Genomic DNA, 19,553 nt, shown 5'->3' with positions numbered 1-19,553 from the left:
AAAATAAGGTTAAAGTTGAATTGATTCTACCAAAATCTGAAATCGACTGCGTTTGTAAAGTACTTGGGATTTTTGGTCAAAGGGAAAATCCTGGAGAAAGTAGAGATTAGGGGAATATGCCGCTAGCGCGTTTCAATCGATTTTTTCGAACACTGTCCTTTGCCCGAGTGGTTTGTTTGGGTTTTTTTGCTGCCATTCTTGTGGGTTCCCTCGCCCTCTATATTTCGGAAGAGGGGGAACTTTCCTATGTGGATAGTTTTTACCTTTCGGCTTCCTCCATTTGTGTCACTGGACTCTCTCCCGTCCGCCTTTCGGGACTCGAACATTCCACCCATTGGATTATGCTTTTTCTCATCCAACTGGGCGGACTCGGGATCATCAGTTTTACGGTGATTGTTGGGTTTCTCATCACACAGGGGATTTCCAGGAACGCTCGTTTCAACGCCTTTGTGGGAGCGGCCATTGATACCCAAGCAGAAACAGAATCTCTTGCCACAAACGAAGTCAATCGGATGTTACTTTCGATTATCAATATATCTTTTTCATTAGAAATACTCGGAGCCATCGGGCTCTATCTACATATGCCAGAAGGAGTGGAAAGCGGAAACAGTCGTTGGTTCTTTTCTCTTTTCACTGCCATCTCTTCTTTTAATAACGCGGGTTTTTCCATCACAGATGATCTAAGTGCACTTCGATTGGATCCTTTTTCCTTATACATTGTATCGGGTCTTGTGATCTTCGGAGGGATTGGATTTCCAGTGATCATCCTTTTAGAAAAATTTCTCCTCACTGTGTTTGTGCGGATTGTTTACCGCATTGAGGTGATGGCTGAAACTTTGATGATGGAAAAAGCATTAAAAACCGGTAATGTTCCGAGGTTATTATTACTCCCGGCACAGTTTTCTGCATTTTTAGAAAACAGGTTGGGTGATTATAACAAACATTTACGTGGGGAAACCACAAGAATCCAATCCAAACTTTTAGTGTATGGTTCGTTTGCTTTATTGTTATCTGGGTTTATTGGGATTTACTTTTTAGAACGGTCGAATCCTCACACCTTTCACGAGTTAGCTTTTGTAGATAAAATATCCAATGCCTTTTTTATGTCAGTATGTTCCCGGACTGCTGGATTTTCGACAATGGATTTGGGTCATTTGAATGATGCCACTATCATCATCATTACCGTATTAATGTTCATCGGTGGTGGTCCTCAAGGTACTGCCGGTGGTATTAAAATAACCACTTTTGTACTGTTACTTGCTTATTTAAAAAATGTGATCCAACCCTCCAAACCAGTGATGTTGTTTGGGGAAATTGTATCCAAAAACTCTGTGGCCGTTGCCATCCGAGTCTACTTTTTAGCTACCATCGCCTTGGCATTTATCTTTATTTTTCTCGGGATTTTGGATCAAAACCAACATTCTCTCCATGTCATTTTTTTCGAACTCATCTCTTCCTTTTCCACAGTTGGTTATAGTTTGAACTTAACATCCCAACTGGGGGACATCGAAAAGATTTTTTACGCTGCAGTGATGTATGTGGGTAGAGTCGGGATTTTTACGGTTCTCATTGCTGCCACGGGTCACTCTGGGGTTCCTAAAATGGGAACTGTCGACGACGGTGTGAAAATCCAAGTCGGTTAGAATGGGGATAAAAATCAGTTTTAGTATTTTGAGGATAGGGAAGACTTGGTATTTGTGAATTTAAGCATTCGAGATCTATTCTTTTCCGACTGGAAGACCCCTGTTTTGTCTACGTCTGAACTTGAATTAGAGAAAACAAAAGAGTCTCAAAAAAAAGGATTATCTTTACTTGAGTCCCGATTGGAATCAATAGAGCTTCTTATGGCGAGTGACAAATGGGAGGATGCCAAACTTCTATTTCGTTACATAACATATGATCTCGTAAACTTCGAACGTGTAAGATCCAACCAAAAAGAAATTCCATTCGGAGAAAACCTCTCGCATTTTTCCATCCCGGAATCAGAGAAAAAATTCAAACCATTTCGTTTTTTAGAGTCCTTCGGAAAACTAGCAGAACTTTCAGGTAAGGAACTGGATGAATACTTTTCTTCTGCCCTTGATACCTATGAATTTCTTTTAGAAGACTCCAAAAAAGATTTTAAGACGCGTTATGCGACTCCCCTCGACCGGTTTCAGCGGATCAAACAAATCCGAATTATTTTTTTAAGTGTTATTTTTTCTCTCAGCCTTTTCGGATTTCTTTATTACCAATACAAATATCCTGTCTTAAAAGACCAAAGTATCAAAATTTTTACCTTTGTGAATAAGGATAAACCGGAAACTTCCGAAGCAAGGATGGTTTCATTGCCAGTTCTTAAAAAAGATATGGGTAATTGGGTGGAGTTCCAATTTGAACTTACCGAAGCCATGTCCAATTTTGGTGGCCTTCGGATTGATCCTCTCGAACAAAGAGGGATTCATTTTGTTTTGGATCAAATTAGGATCTTTGATTCTAAAGGTAAGGAAATCTATTTTAAAAAAATAGTTGTGAGTCCAAATTTACTCCCTGAAGATTACCAAGATTTTTTGAAAATTATAGATATCAAAACGGCTGGGAAACAAACCCCGGGTGAGATTGTGGAAATGATTACCACAGGATCTGATCCCCAAATCCAATTGGTATTTCCAACTCTAAACGATGCAAAAAAAATTCAGTTCAAAATGAAATACATTGAAGCCCATAAAGTGAAGAAAAAATGATCTACCTATATCTCAAACTAATGCGAGTTCCCCAGTGGATCAAAAACGTGATCCTATTTGCTGGTTTAATTTTTTCAAAAAAAATATTTGAACTTCCTTCGTTAACAAAGGTTTGTTTGGCCTTTCTTTGTTTTTCTCTAGTTGCTAGTTGCCAATATGTGTTTAATGACTTTTTAGACCAAAAAGAAGATGCAACTCATCCTGAGAAAAAACATAGACCTCTTGCGAGTGGGGCTTTGGACTCAGGAATAGCCCTGGCTATTACTGGTGTGATCCTTCCTGTAGCACTCATTGGTGCTTATAAACTTTCGCCTGTATTTTTTTACCTCACCATCTTTTATCTCCTTTTTAATATGTTATACAGCAAAGTTTTAAAACATATTGTGATTTTGGATGTAATGAGTATCTCCATCGGCTTTGTGTTACGTGCCATCGCTGGCGCTGTTGTCATTGGAGTGGAGTTTTCTCATTGGTTATTACTTTGTACTTTTATGTTGGCTCTGTTTTGGGGATTTTCCAAACGTAGGGGAGAGATCAATATCCTAAAAACGGATGCTGGGAAACATCGAAAAATTTTAGAAGAATATTCTATTGAGTTTTTGGATTTGATGATGGCTGTCGTTGCCACACTCACACTCGTTAGTTATGTGATGTATACCGTGAGTCCTGAAACCGCAAAAAGTTTAGGAACTCCTTATATGGTTTATACGGTTCCGATCGTCGTGTATGCGGTCTTTCGTTCCCTCTATATCATTTATATAAAGAACATGGGTCATAACCCAACCAAAGCCATTCTCACCGATGTCAGTGTCCTTATCTCTGGGTTTATCTGGTTGCTTCTCATCTTATTTTTAATGTTTGGGAACATATCAGGCCAACCACCAGTCTTACATTAAGAGACTATGAAAATTTGGAAGCAGTTACCGTATGGATGGAAGGTGGTCTCCGCCTTTGTTTTCTTTTTTTCGACCACCCTTTGTTTTGCTTATTTTAAGGGGCGAGACACAAGGCCCGGGGTTCCCATTGAGGTGCTTGCTACCACACCCACAGAAGCCAATTCTTGGAAGGGTCATCCCAAGGTGGTGTATTTTTGGGCCACTTGGTGCACCATCTGTAAGGCTTACGCACCCATATTGGATGCCAATTTAAGTTTTTTGCCAAAATCCACCATTTTCCTTTCCGTTCTGGAAGCAGAAGATTCAGAAGAAACCAAAGACATCATGACGAAACTCACTCCGGAAGCAAAACATCCAATTTATGCTGCCGACTACCGAATGTTAAAAGAATGGAGGATTTCGGCTTACCCAACGACTGTTTTTTTAAATGAAGAAGGAAAGGTTGTGTTCTCTGATACAGGAATCCTGAGCCCTATCGGGTTTTGGCTTCGTACTTTTCTTTTGCGGTTCTTCTAAACTGTCGATGATATAACATGGATTCTTCCTTCAAACCCAAACCGCTTTTGAATAAGTCGGAACTCCGACAAATCAAACGCAGTAAAACTCGGGTCGAAGGAAAAAAGGTCATCACTGATGACGTAAAAAAACTTAAATCCCTCAAAGTCACACCGGAACTCAGTTTCCAAGAATCACTAGACTACTACAAAGAACCAATTTGGATCGAATACTATATCCCCAAAGAATCTAGATTTGCTTTTGAAACTAAATATCTTTTTATCCTTCTTGTAGATCCTAAAATTACAGATGATCTGAGTGATGCCGAGAGAAAACGAGCTGCAGCCAGTCGTGAAATCGTAGATGTATTTGCTTATATGGAATCTCATCCGGAAGCCATAAGACTCATCGAAGACTCATACCATTCTACAATTTCTATGCATGAAACGATTCATCATATTTTTAAAGCCTATAAAGAAACAGGGGCAACGGAAGATTTAAAAACTGCCTGTTATTTGACAGAAGCACTTTTGAAATACGAACCAACCATTGCGGGACTTACTTACTTTAGAGATTATGTAATTTATAACTTAAACTTTTTCATTCGCACACTCAATCGTCTTAAAATCGAATTTGCATTGGAAGATGCCACTGTATCACTACTCATCAAACGTAGAAATGAACTTTGGGAGTTGGAACATCGTGAAGAAGATGAAGACTTTGATTTACTCGCAGCTCTCTTTTTTGAACAAGCCTTTCCAAACCGAGGTGCGGGAGAACTTTCGAGTGACGATATGTTACTTTTTGAATGAACTGAATTTAAGAAAACCAACGAAATAGGTTTAAAATATTTTGGATTTGTGGATGGGTTTGTATCATCTTTATATCCGTTGACTCGACAAGTGCCATTCCTATCGGGATATGTTTTTCCTGAAATGTAAACTGAAGTTTTGAAATGGGTTTCTGTGTTTCTTTCCATCCATACTCATTTTTTGATTCTTCAGTGAATGGAAAACTTTGCAGTAACACTTGCCAAAAATCTGATTTAGATACTAAAACTTCAGATATGGTTCCAATCCCTGTTTTTAAATCCCGGTAAAGATGTTCTTTCATAAAATCTTTAATTCCAAGAGATAAAAACTGTTTTTCCCTTTTTAGTTTTGTGAGCCCAGGAACGGTGACTCTTGGATCAATGACATCCCAATCCAAAATGAGGAAATGGCAAGGCCCGGTTTGGATTCTTTTTACGAGAAAATCTAAATTACCTTCGGTAAATACAGTTTGGCCCATAGCCTTTAAAAATACTGACAGGTGTTTGTCTAGGTTTTGGTCTTTTGTGTAAACAACCCAAGTCAATTTTGACAAAGGTAAGGTTTTAGATGGAAAAGTATGGATTTCTGTATATGGTTTCTCCCATAATAAGGAAACACCCATATCTTTATATTTTTCTTTTTCTGCTGTTGTAAAATTACCGCATAATATTGGTTCAATGCTCCAGTCCAATAACTCTTTTGCAATTTCTGGTGTTGGTTTGGAAAAAAGACGAAGGGAATCTGAATGGTCTTTCCAAGTTTTCTGTGTACATTCTTTTACGACGAATCCTTGTACTTGTAACCATGCGACGAGGAGGTTTTTTTCAAGCTCCGGAAGTTGTGTCAAAACAGCACCGAATAGAGAGTCCATTACGATTGTATTTTAGTTGACCCCCCAGGCTTGAAAGTCATTTTAAAAAGCATCTCCGATGAAGCTCCTTAAACGATACGCAAACCGTAGACTTTATGATCCAGAAACTAGTTCCACAATCACATTAGAAGATGTGGCTAAGATGATCATTGGGGGAGAAGAAATCAAAGTCCAAGACAATATGACAGGAGAAGACATCACTCCTAAAATTTTGGGCCAAACTTTTTTAAAGGTAAGTCTTGGACAAAGAAACGAAGATTTTTCTAACTTCATGTTAACATCTCTCATCCGTGAAACGGGTCGGGATGTTTCCGGACTTTTTGAACGTTTGATTCTCGGAGGGATTGGTGCCAACTACCTCACCTCCGAACGCCTGGAAAAAATTGTAAATTCGATGGTAGAACTTGGGGAACTCAAAGAGGCAGACTTCAGCCACTACCGAGAAGATCTATTACGCAAAATGGCCTCAAGAGCCAGTGAAAAAAAGGAACAAATCCAGAGGGATTTGGAAAAATTCAGCCAGTCTATTTTGGAAGAAAACAAGGCCACACTTGGCGATCTTTCCGAAAAATTAAAAGAAGTCGCAGAAAAATTAAAAGAAAATTAGTAGAAATCAGCTAGAATATCCGTCCCAACTGGGGGGTAGTTTAGAATGATTCGAAAGTCTATTTTCTTTTTGTATGTCCTCTTATGGCCGGCATTCATTTTTGCTGAAACAGAGGAACGTTTTTTTGAAATCCAACGAACCAGACTTTCTTCTTCAGATATATTTGAAATCCGCGATGCAATAGACAAGCTAGCCTTTGTTAAATCCAACAGGGGCATTCGGGATATTATTTCAGTTATGGAAGGTTCTCCGAATTTTCCTACAAGTCCTGGAAATGCTCCTGCTGTTAAGTTTTATGCGGCCCAGGCTCTTGCCAGAAAGGGTGAAAAGTTGGCAGTTCCTTCTTTAATCAAAACTTATCAAAAGGAATCAGCCAACATCTCAGAACACAATCCTCCTAAAGCAAGAACTTGGAAGGATGGGGTGGCAGATCGTAATTCTCTTTCCAGTCCGTATTTTTATGAAGACGGCGAAATTCCAATCACCTTGGCCTGTGGAGAAATCTTACGAGCTTTAGGTTCCTTACCTTTGACTTCTGAATCGGAATCCACAATCAAACAGGCTTTGACAAGTCCCAATTTTTATCTGCGGAGTGCGGCGGCAGATGCTCTCTATTTTTCTGGAAAACGAGAGTCACTTTCTAACTTAAACGACGCCTTAGGTAAGGAATCCGTTCCCTATACAAAAATTTCTATTTTGTCTGCGGTTGTTGGACTAGAACGATTGCCAAACCAGAATTATAAAGCTGTTTTAGAATCACTCGCAGATAAAGATCCACAAGTTCGGGCCAAAGCATCGGATGCTCTCCGAAGGTTGGACTTCCGAACCTCAGCACCTTACTTAGAGAAGGTGATTGAGTCCGAAAATGATCCTAAGGTTTTAAAACAAATGAAGTCCGATTATCAGTTTCTCGTTTCCTTTCATACTCCTTAAGTTTTCTATTTTTCATTGTGGACAAATCCGCTTTTTCTCCTAAAATGTGACAAGAGCGGAGAAATTATGAAAATAAATAGCATTCTAGAAGCCATCGGAAATACACCTCACGTAAGATTGTCACGACTTTTTGGAAACGACCATGAAGTTTATATGAAACTCGAAAGACAAAATCCAGGTGGATCCATCAAAGATCGAATTGCTCTTGCGATGATCGAAGAAGCAGAAAAATCAGGAAAATTAAAAAAGGATTCTTTCATTGTAGAACCTACTTCGGGTAACACTGGTATTGGTCTTGCTATGGTAGCAGCTGTTAAAGGATACTCCATCACTCTTGTAATGCCGGAACATATGTCTGTGGAAAGACGCCGAATTATGGCAGCTTACGGTGCTAAGTTTGAATTGACCCCTCGAGAAAAAGGGATGCCTGGTGCGATTGCAAAAGCACAAGAAATTGTTGCTGCCAATCCAAATGCTTGGATGCCACAACAGTTCGAAAACGAAGCCAACATCCAAGTTCATAGAGAAAAAACAGCAGAAGAAATTGCAAAAGATTTTCCAGATGGTTTGGACTACATCATCACTGGAGTTGGTACGGGCGGTCATATCACTGGATGTGCGGAAAACTTAAAGAAAAGATTTCCAAAACTGAAAGTATTTGCTGTGGAACCAGAAGGTTCTCCCGTTCTTAGTGGTGGTAAACCTGGCCCACACCCTCTCCAAGGAATTGGTGCGGGATTCATTCCTAAAAACTGTAAAACAGAATTACTCGATGGAATCATCACTGTTGGTAAAGACGAAGCATTCACTATGGCAGTTCTTGCAGCTAAAAAAGAAGGAATTTTTATTGGAACTTCTTCTGGTGCTAGTCTTGCTGCTGTATCGAAAAAACTAAAAGAAATTCCAGCGGGTTCTAAGGTACTTACTTTCTGTTATGATACAGGAGAAAGATACTTATCCGTTGAAGGTCTTTTTGTTTAATAGGGATTCACAATCACCAAACTTTTAATAGTCGAATCACCGACAAAAGCAACAACAATCTCGTCTTATTTAGATAAGGATTGGGTTGTTGTTGCTACCAAAGGTCATATCAAAGACCTTCCAGCCAAATCCTATGGGATCGATTTTAAGAATCAATTTGAACCTGAATACGAATGGTTAAAAGGAAAAAAAACTGTTTTTTCTGCCATCAAAACCAAAGCTAAATTAGCTTCCATCATCTATATTGCCAGTGACCCTGATAGGGAAGGGGAAATTATCGCCAAACATTGTTTTGATGAATTGGCAAAATTAAAAAAACCAATATTCCGCCTTCGTTTAAAAGAAATTTCTAAATCGGAAGTGAACCGTCAGATCAAACTCAAATCTGGTTTGGATTTTGCGGAAATTGAATCGCAAATTGCGAGAAGAATTGTAGATCGAATTTTTGGATTTGAGATTTCTCCCGATTTATGGAAACAACTAAAAATTTCTTCTTTGTCTGCAGGTCGGGTACAGTCCACTGTTTTACACTGGATTTGTGAAAGGGAAAAAGAAATTCAAAATTTTTCCAAAGAAATTTACTATCAGTTAAAACTACAGGGAAAAGTTTCTGGGGAGACTGTGGTATTAGACCACCAAACAAAAGATAAATTAGATTCTAAATCGATTCAAAAAGTCCTTACGGAAATAGAAATCCTTCCTGAACCAAATCGGTTACAAAAAATTTTATTATCCGAGATCAAAAAGAAAAATATCAAACGAAATCCTCCGCCGGCATTTTCTACCGCAAGTTTACTCGAAACTAGTTTTCGTGTTTTGGGTTTTGATTCCAAAAAAACAATGAAAATAGCCCAAACACTGTTTGAAGGGAAAAAGGTTGGTTCTGGAGAAAGGATTGGTCTTATCACTTATATGCGTACGGATAGTACACGTGTGTCCGATTCGAAACGACAGTTAGGAGAGGATTATTTAAAAAAACATTTTCCTGGTTTGGTCTTCGAAGGATCTACCACTCCTAAAAAACAGAAAAAATACTCTCAAGATGCTCACGAGGCAGTGATTCCCATTCATCCAGATTATAGTCCTGAGACCATTGGATCTTATTTGTCAAATGAAGAAAGAAGTTTGTATACTTTGATTTGGGAGCGATTTTTGACTTCTCTGATGAAGCCAGAGTTAGGTGAAGAAACAATCTATGAATTTCATAAAAACAATCATGTTTTTATCTATAAAAACGAATTCATTACTGATTTTGGGTTTAAGGCTTTTGGAAGAAGGAACCAGGAAAAAAAAACGAAAAAGTTCGATTGGAAGGTCGGAGACTCTTTTTTATACGAGTCGCACTCTATCGAAGAAAAACAAACGGAACCACCCGTTCGTTACACACAAGGCAAACTCGTACAAAAGATGGAAGATACAGGGGTGGGGCGGCCATCCACTTATGGAAGTATCATCGAAACCTTAAGAACAAGAAAATACATTGTGGAATATCATAAATCCATTGGACCAACAAACCTTGGAATGATAGTGGATGATTATCTTTTTCTTAACTTTCAAGAGATGATTGGAGAATCATTCACAAAAGACTTGGAAGACAAGTTAGACCAAATCACAGAAGATAAATCATCACGTATCAATCTGATCCAAAATTTTTATGATAGTTTGCTTGGCCTCTTACGTACACCGAGAAAAAAATATACGAATACGGAAAGAAGATATCCCCAAAATAAAGAAGAGACTCCTCCGGGTTCTTATGCAAAACCCAACCCAAATCGTTCCCCAAGGATAAAAGCCTCTACAACAAGAATTTCCATCCCTAAGGAGCAGACGGGTGTAAGAACTTGTCCAGTTTGTGCTGAAGGTGTTGTAAAAACGAAACTAGGCAAAAAAGGAAAAACCATTTATTTTTGTTCGCGTTACCCGCACTGTGACTACATCACCTATGAATCTTAAACCCCAAAAAACACTCATTCTTGTGAACTTAGGTGGCCCAAGAACCACAGATGAAATTGAAGTTTTTTTGATGGATCTATTTACAGATCCTTTTGTTTTTGATTTGCCTTTGCCTGAATTTTTGCGAATGCCGCTCGCTCGTTTCATCGCTAAAAAAAGAACTCCCAAGGTTCGGAAAACTTACGAATCAATGGGTTTTGGTGGCGGATCCCCATTGGTATCGGAAACAGAAAAACAAGCGAAGACTCTTGAACGAATCTTAAATCAAACAACGAATATCGATTGGACGATAAAAATTGCGATGACTTGCGGGTATCCACATATTCGAGATCCCGAATTTGGAAAACCAAATCCAAACACCATCTATCTTCCGTTATATCCTCAGTATTCGCGTTCAACAGTCCTTTCCACTCTCCATCATTTGGAAAAAAAGTTTAAAGAATGTCCCGTCGGAAGTGGCGGATATATTCCTACTTTTGCATCGGATCCAAAATTTCACCAAATCTCTGCTAAATTTATTTATGAATTTTTTACTGGTGGTTTGAATCCAAAAGACTTTTTACATTTTCCTAAAAACAATCCAAACACTGATTGGAAAAACTTAGATTTGGTTTTTTCAGCTCATGGGGTTCCCATGAGATTGATTCATAAGGGAGATCAGTATATGAAAGAAATTGAATCTTCTGTGTTTGGAATTACAACTGAATTAAGAAAATTAGGATTTCTAGGAAACATACATATCTCTTACCAAAGTAAGGTGGGGCCAGCCAAGTGGACTGAGCCAAGTTCTTTAACTATGATTGAATCTTTAGCAAAAGAAGGAAAATCCATCGCTGTTTATCCCATTAGTTTTGTGAGTGATCATTTGGAAACTTTGGAAGAGATTGGAGAACAATTTAAAGATCTCGCTATACAATCAGGTGCTAAAACATTTATACGAGTTCCCGCCTTTGGAACTTACCTTCCGTTTATGGAGTATCTTTCTAAAAAAGTGCTGGTTGCTGATGCGGAGATCCGGCGGTGTATCTGTCAGGAGATGGGTGGTGAATCAATCTCGACTTGTCGATTCAAATAAAGACCTAAGCCCAATGCCCTTTCTATAATTTCCGTAAAAACGGATATCGATTCCGCGAGAGATCCATTCTGATTCTAAAATGTCTAATTTTTGGTTGAAGATAAATAGTTTTCGATCATAGGCTGGAAACACTCCACTCCAAGAGGTAACATAAACAGCTACTGGTGGATCTGATTTTTTACTAACCAATTCCCTATCTTTTTCGAGAATGGATTCCCAAGTCTCTTCATTATTTTCTTTAGCCGTTTCAGGATAAATCCAAGTTTCAGAATGAAGATCTTCTTTCACTCGCCCAGGGAATAGATCCGAATTTGATAAGACTCCTAGGGCACGAATCCCTTCATTTTTGGCAAAAAGGATTCCGAAACAAGGTCTCTTTGTTAGGTGGTGTTTTCCAAACCTAGTGATCGTGGTGATGGAAAGTAAATTGGGAACTTCATAAGTTTGAATTTGGTTTCCGAGTAGAGGAATTAGATTTTTTAATGAAATACAAAATCTAATTTTGCCTTTTAGTTTTAAAATTTCATCCATTGATTCAAATCGGAAGTTGGTTTTGATTTGAATTTTTGATTCTAAATATGTAACTAAGTGACTTGCCAAATCACCCATTCCTTTCGGAAAAGATACGGTTCCGTAAGATCTTTTACCGCTTTTTTTCATTTCCTTCAAAATGGTTTTTGTTCCAGATCCATCCCATTTAGAAAAAATTGATTCTGCCTGCAGGGCCTCTAATCTTGTTCCATAAACTCCACCAATTGCTGGTTCAATGATGTTTTTTGTTACGGAAGATCCGAACATTTGGTTTGCCCAGATTTCCAAATTTTGATTTTTGTCGAATTTTATTTTTTTAAATACAATGGTAAATAATAGTTTTATGCCTGTTAGTATTGAAATTGGTAATCTGGATATTTTTTTATTTACCCAAAAGTATCTTCTTTTGGCAGCTTTGTTTGGAAAAACAGGTGTGAGCCCAATATCTTCCAACATGGATTTTATTTCATCTGTCAATAAAACACCATTGGCGGCTTGTTCAACAATACCTTCGTTTGTATCTTTTGTTCCAATCACTCCACCTAATTTTTCGGAGTGTTCGTATAAAGTAACGGAGTCACCTCGTTTGGTGTGGTGGTAGGCGAGAAACAAACCTGTGATTCCGCCTCCAATAATATGAACGTCTTCACTCATATCGCTTTTGAAAAAACAGGTTTTGTGGGTTTGTCCAATTGTAATTTTTCATCGAAGGCCATTGCTATGATTCGTAAGAAAGGTTTTCCTTTTTCTGTTACGCTGAGTATGTTGTCCTGCCAGTGGACCAATTTATCAGATTCCATTTCTTGTAAAAAGTCGATTACATGAGCTTTCATCTCACTCGGAACATTTACTTTCCAAGACGTCATGAGATCTAAAATCAAATGTTTTCGTATTTGATCGGAAGAATTTAGTTTATGTCCTCGAAGGATGGGAATGATTCCGTCTAAAATTGATTTACGGTATTTCATTTCTAATTTTTGGTTTTGAAAAAATAGATCAGGTGTTTCAGAAATAGAGGAAGATCCAAGTCCTAACATCACATCTGTTTTGGATTCACTATAACCCATAAAATTTCGATGTAGTTTGTTTGTATCAAATGCTTTCCAAAGTTTATCATGAGGAAGAGCAAAATGATCCATTCCAATTTCTCTATAACCCGCACTTTCAAGTAAAGACCTTCCGGTTTCATATAATTCTCGTTTTACGGAAGGCTCAGGTAAGTCCTTTTCTGTAAATAATCTATGAGAAGCTTTGATCCAAGGAACATGGGCATAGGAATAAAATGCGATTCGGTCTGGACGAAGTGCCAAGGTTTTTTCAATGGAATATTTCATGGAATCCAGAGTTTGTTTCGGTAGTCCATAGATAAGATCAAAATTAATGGAATCAAATCCGAGTGCCCTTGCTTCTAAAGTGATGTTTTCTGTGAGTTCAAAAGGTTGGATCCTGTTGACCAATCTTTGAACTTCTGGATCAAAATCTTGAACACCAAGACTAATCCTTCTAAATCCTAATTTTTGCAAAAGTTTGAGTTGGGATACTCGAGTTCTTCTAGGATCCACTTCTATGGAATATTGGGGATCTTCTGTCGGATTTAATTTGTTCAATATAAATTCAATGGTGGATTGTAAATTATAATCAGATAAATAGGTTGGACTTCCTCCACCTAAGTGAAGTTCGCTTAAATTTTTTCCACTTAAACTCGATACTTTTTCTGTGTATAATTGAAGTTCGTTTTTTAATGCCGTAACATAGGGTTCTTCCACTGTATGGTTTTTTGTGATCGATGTGTTACAGCCGCAAAACGTACACAGTGTCTCACAAAAAGGAATGTGGAGGTAAATTGCTAATTTGGAATCTTTTGGCGAAAGATATGTTTCCAAAGATTGGATACATTCTTCTAAAGTAGGTGAGTCTGTCCAATAGGGAACGGTTGGATAACTTGTATACCTTGGTGCAGGTATATCATATTTTTCGAGTAGATGTTTCATTCGCTGAATACCTTTCTTGTTTCATCGATCAGAAGGTGAACCGACCTTTCAGGTGTGAACTGCAGCACTCCATGCCCAAGTCCAGCAACCCATCCCTTTCTTTCTTCTGGATTTAGATCTTTAATAGGTAGTAAGTATTCCCTAATTTTTTCTTTAAGTGTTCCTTCTTCAGCAAATAGGAGTTCTTGATCAAAATTTCCTTGGATGAATCCTTTTCCTCCGAAGTTCTTTAGTGTTTCTTGAATGGAAAATCTATGATCCACCCCAAAACCAGCAAGATTTGGAATCTGATGAATTTGTTTTATTTGTGTTTCCGTAGAAGTTTTAGCATAATAACCAATTTGATTTGGAAAAAGTTTTGTTAATTCATTCATTGGATCCACTACATATCGATGGAAATTATAAGGATCTAACATTCCAGCGGCGGTATCAAAAATCATAACTACTTCTGCTCCACCTTGCAATTGTAATTCTATGTTTTGTTTCAACAGAGGAACAAGAATGGAATAAAATTGATCTACGAAGTTTTGGTTGGTTTTGATAAATGATAAATTTCCGTCATGTTTTCCGATACTCCCGTAAGTCATAAGAGTAAAAGGGCCCCCAACAAATCCGATGAGTGAAACATCCTTTGGTAAAACTTCGCGTGTTCGAAGGACTGCATCCCTTTGAAATTTCAGACCTTCGATGGCTTCATCACTAGATTTTAATTTAAGTAGGTCTTTTTCTGAGGTAAGTGAAAAGGAAAGTTTAGGGCCAGGATCGTAAGTCAAAGCCATACCCAAGGCTTCTAAGGGAAACAGTAGATCTGAGAATAAAATACTCACATCAAATCCGAATTCTTTGACAGGCCCGAGAGCCACTTCTGCCGCGAGTTCCGGTTGTTTACAAAGTTCCATAAAACTATAGGTTTCTTTGAGTTTGCGATAGTGAGAATGGTATCTACCGGCTTGGCGCATAAACCAAATCGGTGGGATGTTTTGAGGAATTAAATTTAGAGCGTTGGAAAACCTTTCATTTCTATATTGAGTTGTAATCATTATTTATCCTCTAATGCCTGTTTTGTTTTTGTTAAAGTGGCTTCTATAACTTCATCATTATGAGCTGTGGATAAAAATCCTACCTCATATCCGCTGGGAGCTAGATAAACACCTTTGTTTAAGAGTTTGTGGAAAAAAGATGCAAAATTTGATTTATGGTCACTTGGGATATTTGTAATGGTTCGAACAGGTTCTTTTGTTTTGCCTTTCAACCAAAATAGACTTCCAAACGTAACGACTTCCCAATGGGGATCACCTGAATCTTCCAGAGTTTTTAGTATACCAGAAGTTAGTTTTTTTGTTTTGGATTCGAGTTCAGGGTAAGGGTTTTCATTCCATGCTTTAGTTAATGTTTTGAGACCTGCACGCATACCAATGGGATTTGCCGATAAGGTTCCTGCCTGGTAAACAGGTCCACTTGGTGCCACCAAATCCATTAGTTCTTTTTTACCTGCATAGGCTCCTACAGGAAATCCTCCGCCAATGATTTTTCCGTAACAGACAAGGTCAGGAACAATGCCTGTAATGCCTGCCATGCCTTGGAAAGAAACTCTAAATCCAGAAATAACTTCATCAAACAAAAGTAATGTGCCAAATTTTGTTGTGAGCTCTCTACATTTTTTTAGGAACTCGATTCTTTGCGGCAAAAGTCCATAGTTTGCGGGAAGAGGTTCGATCACAAGGCAGGCGATGTTTTTTCCATGATCCCTGAATAAATTTTCTAATGCGATTTCATCATCTAACGGTAGTACGAGGGTATTTTGGATGATTTCTTGCCCAATTCCTTTGCTGTCACTAGAACTAAGACCTGCAAGGCCTGACCCCGCTTTCACAAGAAGTTGGTCGAGGTGACCATGGTAACATCCGTCAAATTTTAAAATTTTACTTCTTCCTGTTGCTGCTCTTGCCACCCGAAGGGCACTCATCACTGCTTCAGTTCCAGAGTTGACAAAACGAATTTTTTCCACCCAAGGGATACGGCTGGTAATGAATTCTGCCAACTCCAGTGAATAAGGTTCGCAGGCTCCAAAAGACCAAGCTTTCCTCACTGTTTCTTCGACAACTTCTTGGATTTCTGGATGTCTATGTCCAAAGAGGAGTGGGCCAAAACTGAGACAATAGTCGATATATTCCTTTCCTTCAACTGACTTTAAATAGGCGCCACTAGCTTCGCTAAAAAATACTGGTGTTCCTCCAACAGAAGCGAAGGAACGAACGGGACTGTGTACTCCGCCGGGAACCACATTTTTAGACCTTTGAAATAATTCTTCTGAATTCATGAATACAACCTTTGTGCAAGCCTTGCACCGTAAGTAATTAAATAAGATGAACCAGCCCTTCGGAACACATCCCAAGTTTCTTTTAGTCCATCTTCAAAATTTAAAAAACCTTCTTTGGCTAAATATACAAGACTTGCATACTCTCCACTCACTTGGTAAGCACCAGTAGGAAGTCCTGTTTTTTCTTTGATAGGACCAATGAGATCAATCGCAGTCATTCCTGGTTTTACCATGAGTAAGTCTGCACCTTCTTCTTTGTCTCGAATGGATGTATGAATTGCAGTATCTCGATCACGAACATCAAGTTGGTATCCACTTCTATCTCCAAACTGAGGAGAAGAATCAGCAGCACCGCGAAATGGGCCATAAAAATTACTTTTGAATTTTGTCGAATAACTCATGATAGGTGTCATGGGGTGACCATTGGCATCCAAAATTTTTCTATGAGAACCAACACGACCATCCATCATATCACTGGGTGCAATTCCGTCGGCACCAGCATTTGCATAAATAAGTGCAAGGTCTGACAATCGTTTTAAAGTTAAATCTAGATCAATGGTTCCTGATTGATGAAAATGACAACAATGACCGGTGGTTGTCACTGAACAGATACAAGTGTCCAACCAAAGAAACATATTTGGGAATGTTTTTTTTATGGCACTGATATTGGAATTGTAGAATTCAGTTGGAAAACTTGTATCCGACTTATCTTTCGGAACCATAAATAATAAAAATTGTGAAACACCTGCTTTTAGGTCAGATTCAATTTGGTGAAAGATAGATTTACTGGTATCGCGAAAAACATTTGGTAGTCCTTTGATTGGTTCTTTTTCTAAGATTCCTTCAGCAAGGAAAAGTGGTTGGACCATCTTGTTTACATTTAACGATCCGGTTTCTCCTAGGTTTCTTAAATACTGGTTGGAACGTAATCGAAGTGTTTGTTTTTTCATGGTTTTATATACCTTTCTACCCAAGAATCATAAGATAAAGATACAAAAACTCTTTCCTTTGCTGCTTCATCGCCAATGGTCTGTTTGATTTTTTTGAAAGTGGAACCTGGTCCTACAAAATGAATTACATCTAATAATTCGGGAAATCGTTTGGTAACTATATCAAATTCGGAGCCACTGCGCCAGTATGCTGCTTTGATATTGGTTGTATCAAAGGGAACTGGAATTTCAGGAGCAGAAACAAAATAGGTCGGGATTACTGGGTAGATACTATTATGTTTGTCTGAATCAACATGTGTGAGTTTCACAAATTTTGGTTTTCGGCCCAAAAGAAGGTCTATCAAAGGGGGTTCACTTTCGCCTAAGCCATCACAGGTGCCATTCACCCAAAAACCTCTGAGTGCGAGATCTTTCCATGTAGATAATCCGGCAGACCAAAGGATTTGATTTGTCGGATTTACCGATAAATCAAGTGGGAAAGCATAGCCACGTGAAACAAATACATCTACATCTTTGGGAATTGTATAGGTTAGTCGTTCTCGTTGCCTTGCTGCCATTTTTGCGTTTGGCGGCCAAACTTCGGATTTGTTGAAACTTAAATCTGGAATTCCAGATAATTCTTTCGAAAAAAGGGTTTTTCCATCTTCAGTTTCCCCTTTAACGAATGTTATTTTTCCATAGTCTCTTGTTAAAACGGAGACACCTATTTTTTGGTGACAACCACCACCATACTTTGATAATATTTTCCTTTCTTCATTGGCTGTCGTTTCAGCATTTGCATTGGAGATTTCTCTCAGTAACGATTCTAGGTGTTTGTCTTCTTTTCTGATTTCAGCGCAAAGAGCACCTTGTGCTGGTGCACTAGGAAAAATAGAGGATGGCATCACCATAAATAAGGAAAGGTTGATTGTTTCCCTGATGAGTTGTTTTACTTCTTTTAGTTCAGGGATTTGATTTTCTTCATCATCAAAATTTAAAATTCGATCTAAAGCTGCCTTGGCTACTAATATCCCACCGTTTTCGTGATCCAAATATTTTCGTAATCTGGTTTGAATATTTCCTCTTACAGATTCTATTTTAACCTGAAACGAATTGATAGGAGTTGGGAAATAAGATTTTACGAAGTCTTTGATGTGATGTTCTCTTCTGGGAGAAGAGGTTAGGATGGTAATGTCAGTTGGCGCTGATATCCATTTATTTCTTTTGAATAATAAAACATCTCGAACATCTTCTCTTTCTAGGATGGGCACAAGGATTGTGTCTTTACGTTCCCTCAAGTCCATATCCTTCCAAGAATGAATGACAATATCTATTTTTTGATTTAGTAAATCTTCTTGAAGGTCTTTTGTAAAAATTCCTTGTCCAGCAAATTGCCAGAGTGGTGTTTTTAAATCTTTATCACCTGCTGATTCTCGAAATACCGTTTGGAATGTTTTTGATTTATTTTTTTGTTGGAGAGCTCGTTTCACAGAGAGGATTTGAATTCGAGAAAGAAGTGAGGATCTTCCTCCGATTTTAATAATATCAGACAAGTAAATCTTCCCATCCATTCATTATGTGTATTTGTTCCTCCTCTCGTTCCCTTGTGAGTTCCGTGAGAAAGTATTGTAAATCCATCTTTACCGATTGGATTTGTTCATCCGTTTCTTGAAGATCACTTAGAATTTTTGAAAGAGGTATATAGTTTTTATATGGATTGTTACTAAAAGCAGTTTCTCTAAAATCCAAAATAAAAGAAGATTTTTCGATCATTGATTCCCAGTTAAATGGTAAAAAACTGGAAGCAATGACTATGGCTTCTTCGCCTGGTTTGTAATCTTCCCAGTGATGAGTTGTGATCGAAAATTCTTTTTGTAACTCCATCATTTTTGTTTGGTTACGACCAATGAGGCGAACTTCCTTATCTCTAGATACAAGATAGGGAAGGATGGAAGTTGCAAGTTTTCCCGTTCCTAGTAGAGTAACTGACTTATGATTTTGCAAATAAGAATCTGCAATACTACCATAAGTTTGTCTTCCAATCCCTGTTAAATATTTGGATCGTATTTGTTTGGTATGTTCTAAAATTTGATCACGTAATCTTAAGAGAGAGAGTGCAAATGTAGAGTCAGTTACTTTTTCTTCTCTAAAGCGGTCTCGGAACTGGGCTTGGATTTCCGATTCTCCAAAAAGTTTTGATCTAAGCCCGGAAACCACTTCCAAAAGAAAACGATAGGCCTCATAACCATGGAATACTTCGTATCCTTTATAAAACCTTTCGGATTCTTCAATGGGGAAAATGCGACGGTCACTAAATGCAATTGATCTTTGGCATGTTTGCCAAACCTCTAGGCATTTATCGTCTAAAGGTTTATCTATGGGATCATTTGAATGTAATAGAATCAGATTTGACCACATAATTTTATTCTATCAAAT

The 19,553-nt window shown here is 38.1% G+C and carries 18 protein-coding genes; 10 read left to right on the top strand and 8 right to left on the bottom strand.

What is annotated here, in order from left to right; translation table 11 throughout:
- Window positions 1-116: 116 nt before the first annotated feature.
- The 5 genes from EHQ16_RS00235 to EHQ16_RS00215 are packed head-to-tail and all read left to right on the top strand — an operon-like array spanning window position 117 to window position 4,926.
- Window positions 117-1,643, top strand: a complete 1,527-nt coding sequence (locus EHQ16_RS00235) for a TrkH family potassium uptake protein (RefSeq protein WP_135637484.1) — start codon at window positions 117-119, stop codon at window positions 1,641-1,643.
- Between the two features lie 45 nt (window positions 1,644-1,688).
- Complete coding sequence (locus tag EHQ16_RS00230) at window positions 1,689-2,723, top strand: hypothetical protein (RefSeq protein ID WP_135637482.1); 1,035 nt, start codon at window positions 1,689-1,691, stop codon at window positions 2,721-2,723.
- Window positions 2,720-3,619, top strand: coding sequence for a decaprenyl-phosphate phosphoribosyltransferase (locus tag EHQ16_RS00225; protein ID WP_135637480.1), 900 nt, complete (start codon window positions 2,720-2,722; stop codon window positions 3,617-3,619). The genes EHQ16_RS00230 and EHQ16_RS00225 overlap by 4 nt, the downstream gene beginning before the upstream one ends.
- A 6-nt stretch (window positions 3,620-3,625) precedes the next feature.
- Window positions 3,626-4,135, top strand: a complete 510-nt coding sequence (locus tag EHQ16_RS00220; RefSeq protein WP_135637478.1) for a TlpA family protein disulfide reductase — start codon at window positions 3,626-3,628, stop codon at window positions 4,133-4,135.
- 17 nt (window positions 4,136-4,152) lie between these two features.
- A complete protein-coding gene (locus tag EHQ16_RS00215) occupies window positions 4,153-4,926 on the top strand; it encodes a hypothetical protein (RefSeq protein ID WP_135637476.1) in 774 nt (257 codons plus the stop codon).
- Between the two features lie 7 nt (window positions 4,927-4,933).
- Here EHQ16_RS00215 and EHQ16_RS00210 read toward each other — a convergent pair whose 3' ends face one another.
- Window positions 4,934-5,797, bottom strand: coding sequence for a hypothetical protein (locus EHQ16_RS00210; protein ID WP_135637474.1), 864 nt, complete (start codon window positions 5,795-5,797; stop codon window positions 4,934-4,936).
- 58 nt (window positions 5,798-5,855) lie between these two features.
- On the opposite strand from EHQ16_RS00210, the gene EHQ16_RS00205 reads away from it, so the two are divergent.
- From EHQ16_RS00205 to hemH, 5 genes are all read left to right on the top strand, one after another.
- Complete coding sequence (locus EHQ16_RS00205; protein WP_100720313.1) at window positions 5,856-6,404, top strand: polyhydroxyalkanoate synthesis regulator DNA-binding domain-containing protein; 549 nt, start codon at window positions 5,856-5,858, stop codon at window positions 6,402-6,404.
- Window positions 6,405-6,449: 45 nt separating this feature from the next.
- On the top strand, window positions 6,450-7,337 hold the full coding sequence (locus EHQ16_RS00200) for a HEAT repeat domain-containing protein (protein ID WP_135637472.1): 888 nt from the start codon (window positions 6,450-6,452) through the stop codon (window positions 7,335-7,337).
- Between the two features lie 66 nt (window positions 7,338-7,403).
- Window positions 7,404-8,318, top strand: coding sequence for a cysteine synthase A (gene cysK, locus EHQ16_RS00195; protein ID WP_135637470.1), 915 nt, complete (start codon window positions 7,404-7,406; stop codon window positions 8,316-8,318).
- Window positions 8,319-8,375: 57 nt separating this feature from the next.
- Window positions 8,376-10,271, top strand: a complete 1,896-nt coding sequence (topA, locus tag EHQ16_RS00190) for a type I DNA topoisomerase (protein WP_244241861.1) — start codon at window positions 8,376-8,378, stop codon at window positions 10,269-10,271.
- On the top strand, window positions 10,261-11,346 hold the full coding sequence (gene hemH, locus EHQ16_RS00185) for a ferrochelatase (RefSeq protein ID WP_135637466.1): 1,086 nt from the start codon (window positions 10,261-10,263) through the stop codon (window positions 11,344-11,346). Before topA ends, hemH begins: the two co-directional genes overlap by 11 nt.
- On the opposite strand, the gene EHQ16_RS00180 is transcribed toward hemH, so the two are convergent.
- From EHQ16_RS00180 to EHQ16_RS00150, 7 genes are read right to left on the bottom strand one after another with little or no spacing between them, the layout of a single operon-like run.
- Complete coding sequence (locus EHQ16_RS00180; protein WP_135637464.1) at window positions 11,320-12,531, bottom strand: protoporphyrinogen/coproporphyrinogen oxidase; 1,212 nt, start codon at window positions 12,529-12,531, stop codon at window positions 11,320-11,322. The genes hemH and EHQ16_RS00180 overlap by 27 nt on opposite strands.
- On the bottom strand, window positions 12,528-13,868 hold the full coding sequence (gene hemN, locus EHQ16_RS00175) for an oxygen-independent coproporphyrinogen III oxidase (protein ID WP_135637462.1): 1,341 nt from the start codon (window positions 13,866-13,868) through the stop codon (window positions 12,528-12,530). The genes EHQ16_RS00180 and hemN overlap by 4 nt, the downstream gene beginning before the upstream one ends.
- Window positions 13,865-14,908: a uroporphyrinogen decarboxylase family protein gene (locus tag EHQ16_RS00170; RefSeq protein WP_135637460.1), complete on the bottom strand. Its 1,044-nt coding sequence runs from the start codon at window positions 14,906-14,908 to the stop codon at window positions 13,865-13,867. The genes hemN and EHQ16_RS00170 overlap by 4 nt, the downstream gene beginning before the upstream one ends.
- Entirely contained in the window at window positions 14,908-16,188 is a 1,281-nt protein-coding gene (hemL, locus tag EHQ16_RS00165) for a glutamate-1-semialdehyde 2,1-aminomutase (RefSeq protein WP_135637458.1), read from the bottom strand. The genes EHQ16_RS00170 and hemL overlap by 1 nt, the downstream gene beginning before the upstream one ends.
- A complete protein-coding gene (gene hemB / locus EHQ16_RS00160) occupies window positions 16,185-17,138 on the bottom strand; it encodes a porphobilinogen synthase (RefSeq protein WP_135637456.1) in 954 nt (317 codons plus the stop codon). Before hemB ends, hemL begins: the two co-directional genes overlap by 4 nt.
- Window positions 17,135-18,670: a hydroxymethylbilane synthase gene (gene hemC, locus EHQ16_RS00155; RefSeq protein WP_135637454.1), complete on the bottom strand. Its 1,536-nt coding sequence runs from the start codon at window positions 18,668-18,670 to the stop codon at window positions 17,135-17,137. The genes hemB and hemC overlap by 4 nt, the downstream gene beginning before the upstream one ends.
- Entirely contained in the window at window positions 18,663-19,535 is an 873-nt protein-coding gene (locus EHQ16_RS00150; protein WP_135637453.1) for a Rossmann-fold NAD(P)-binding domain-containing protein, read from the bottom strand. Before EHQ16_RS00150 ends, hemC begins: the two co-directional genes overlap by 8 nt.
- Between the last annotated feature and the right edge of the window lie 18 nt (window positions 19,536-19,553).

Source organism: Leptospira kanakyensis, from assembly GCF_004769235.1.
Lineage (GTDB): Bacteria > Spirochaetota > Leptospiria > Leptospirales > Leptospiraceae > Leptospira_A > Leptospira_A kanakyensis.
This window is presented reverse-complemented; position numbering and strand designations above follow the sequence as displayed.

Excerpts from the sequence above, each read along its gene's own strand:
- EHQ16_RS00235 (WP_135637484.1), top strand. The coding sequence starts at position 117 with ATGCCGCTAGCGCGTTTCAATCGATTTTTTCGAACACTGTCCTTTGCC.
- EHQ16_RS00225 (WP_135637480.1), top strand. The coding sequence starts at position 2,720 with ATGATCTACCTATATCTCAAACTAATGCGAGTTCCCCAGTGGATCAAA.
- EHQ16_RS00220 (WP_135637478.1), top strand. The coding sequence starts at position 3,626 with ATGAAAATTTGGAAGCAGTTACCGTATGGATGGAAGGTGGTCTCCGCC.
- EHQ16_RS00215 (WP_135637476.1), top strand. The coding sequence starts at position 4,153 with ATGGATTCTTCCTTCAAACCCAAACCGCTTTTGAATAAGTCGGAACTC.
- EHQ16_RS00210 (WP_135637474.1), bottom strand. The coding sequence starts at position 5,797 with ATGGACTCTCTATTCGGTGCTGTTTTGACACAACTTCCGGAGCTTGAA.
- EHQ16_RS00205 (WP_100720313.1), top strand. The coding sequence starts at position 5,856 with ATGAAGCTCCTTAAACGATACGCAAACCGTAGACTTTATGATCCAGAA.
- EHQ16_RS00200 (WP_135637472.1), top strand. The coding sequence starts at position 6,450 with ATGATTCGAAAGTCTATTTTCTTTTTGTATGTCCTCTTATGGCCGGCA.
- cysK (WP_135637470.1), top strand. The coding sequence starts at position 7,404 with ATGAAAATAAATAGCATTCTAGAAGCCATCGGAAATACACCTCACGTA.
- hemH (WP_135637466.1), top strand. The coding sequence starts at position 10,261 with ATGAATCTTAAACCCCAAAAAACACTCATTCTTGTGAACTTAGGTGGC.
- EHQ16_RS00180 (WP_135637464.1), bottom strand. The coding sequence starts at position 12,531 with ATGAGTGAAGACGTTCATATTATTGGAGGCGGAATCACAGGTTTGTTT.
- hemN (WP_135637462.1), bottom strand. The coding sequence starts at position 13,868 with ATGAAACATCTACTCGAAAAATATGATATACCTGCACCAAGGTATACA.
- EHQ16_RS00170 (WP_135637460.1), bottom strand. The coding sequence starts at position 14,908 with ATGATTACAACTCAATATAGAAATGAAAGGTTTTCCAACGCTCTAAAT.
- hemL (WP_135637458.1), bottom strand. The coding sequence starts at position 16,188 with ATGAATTCAGAAGAATTATTTCAAAGGTCTAAAAATGTGGTTCCCGGC.
- hemB (WP_135637456.1), bottom strand. The coding sequence starts at position 17,138 with ATGAAAAAACAAACACTTCGATTACGTTCCAACCAGTATTTAAGAAAC.
- EHQ16_RS00150 (WP_135637453.1), bottom strand. The coding sequence starts at position 19,535 with ATGTGGTCAAATCTGATTCTATTACATTCAAATGATCCCATAGATAAA.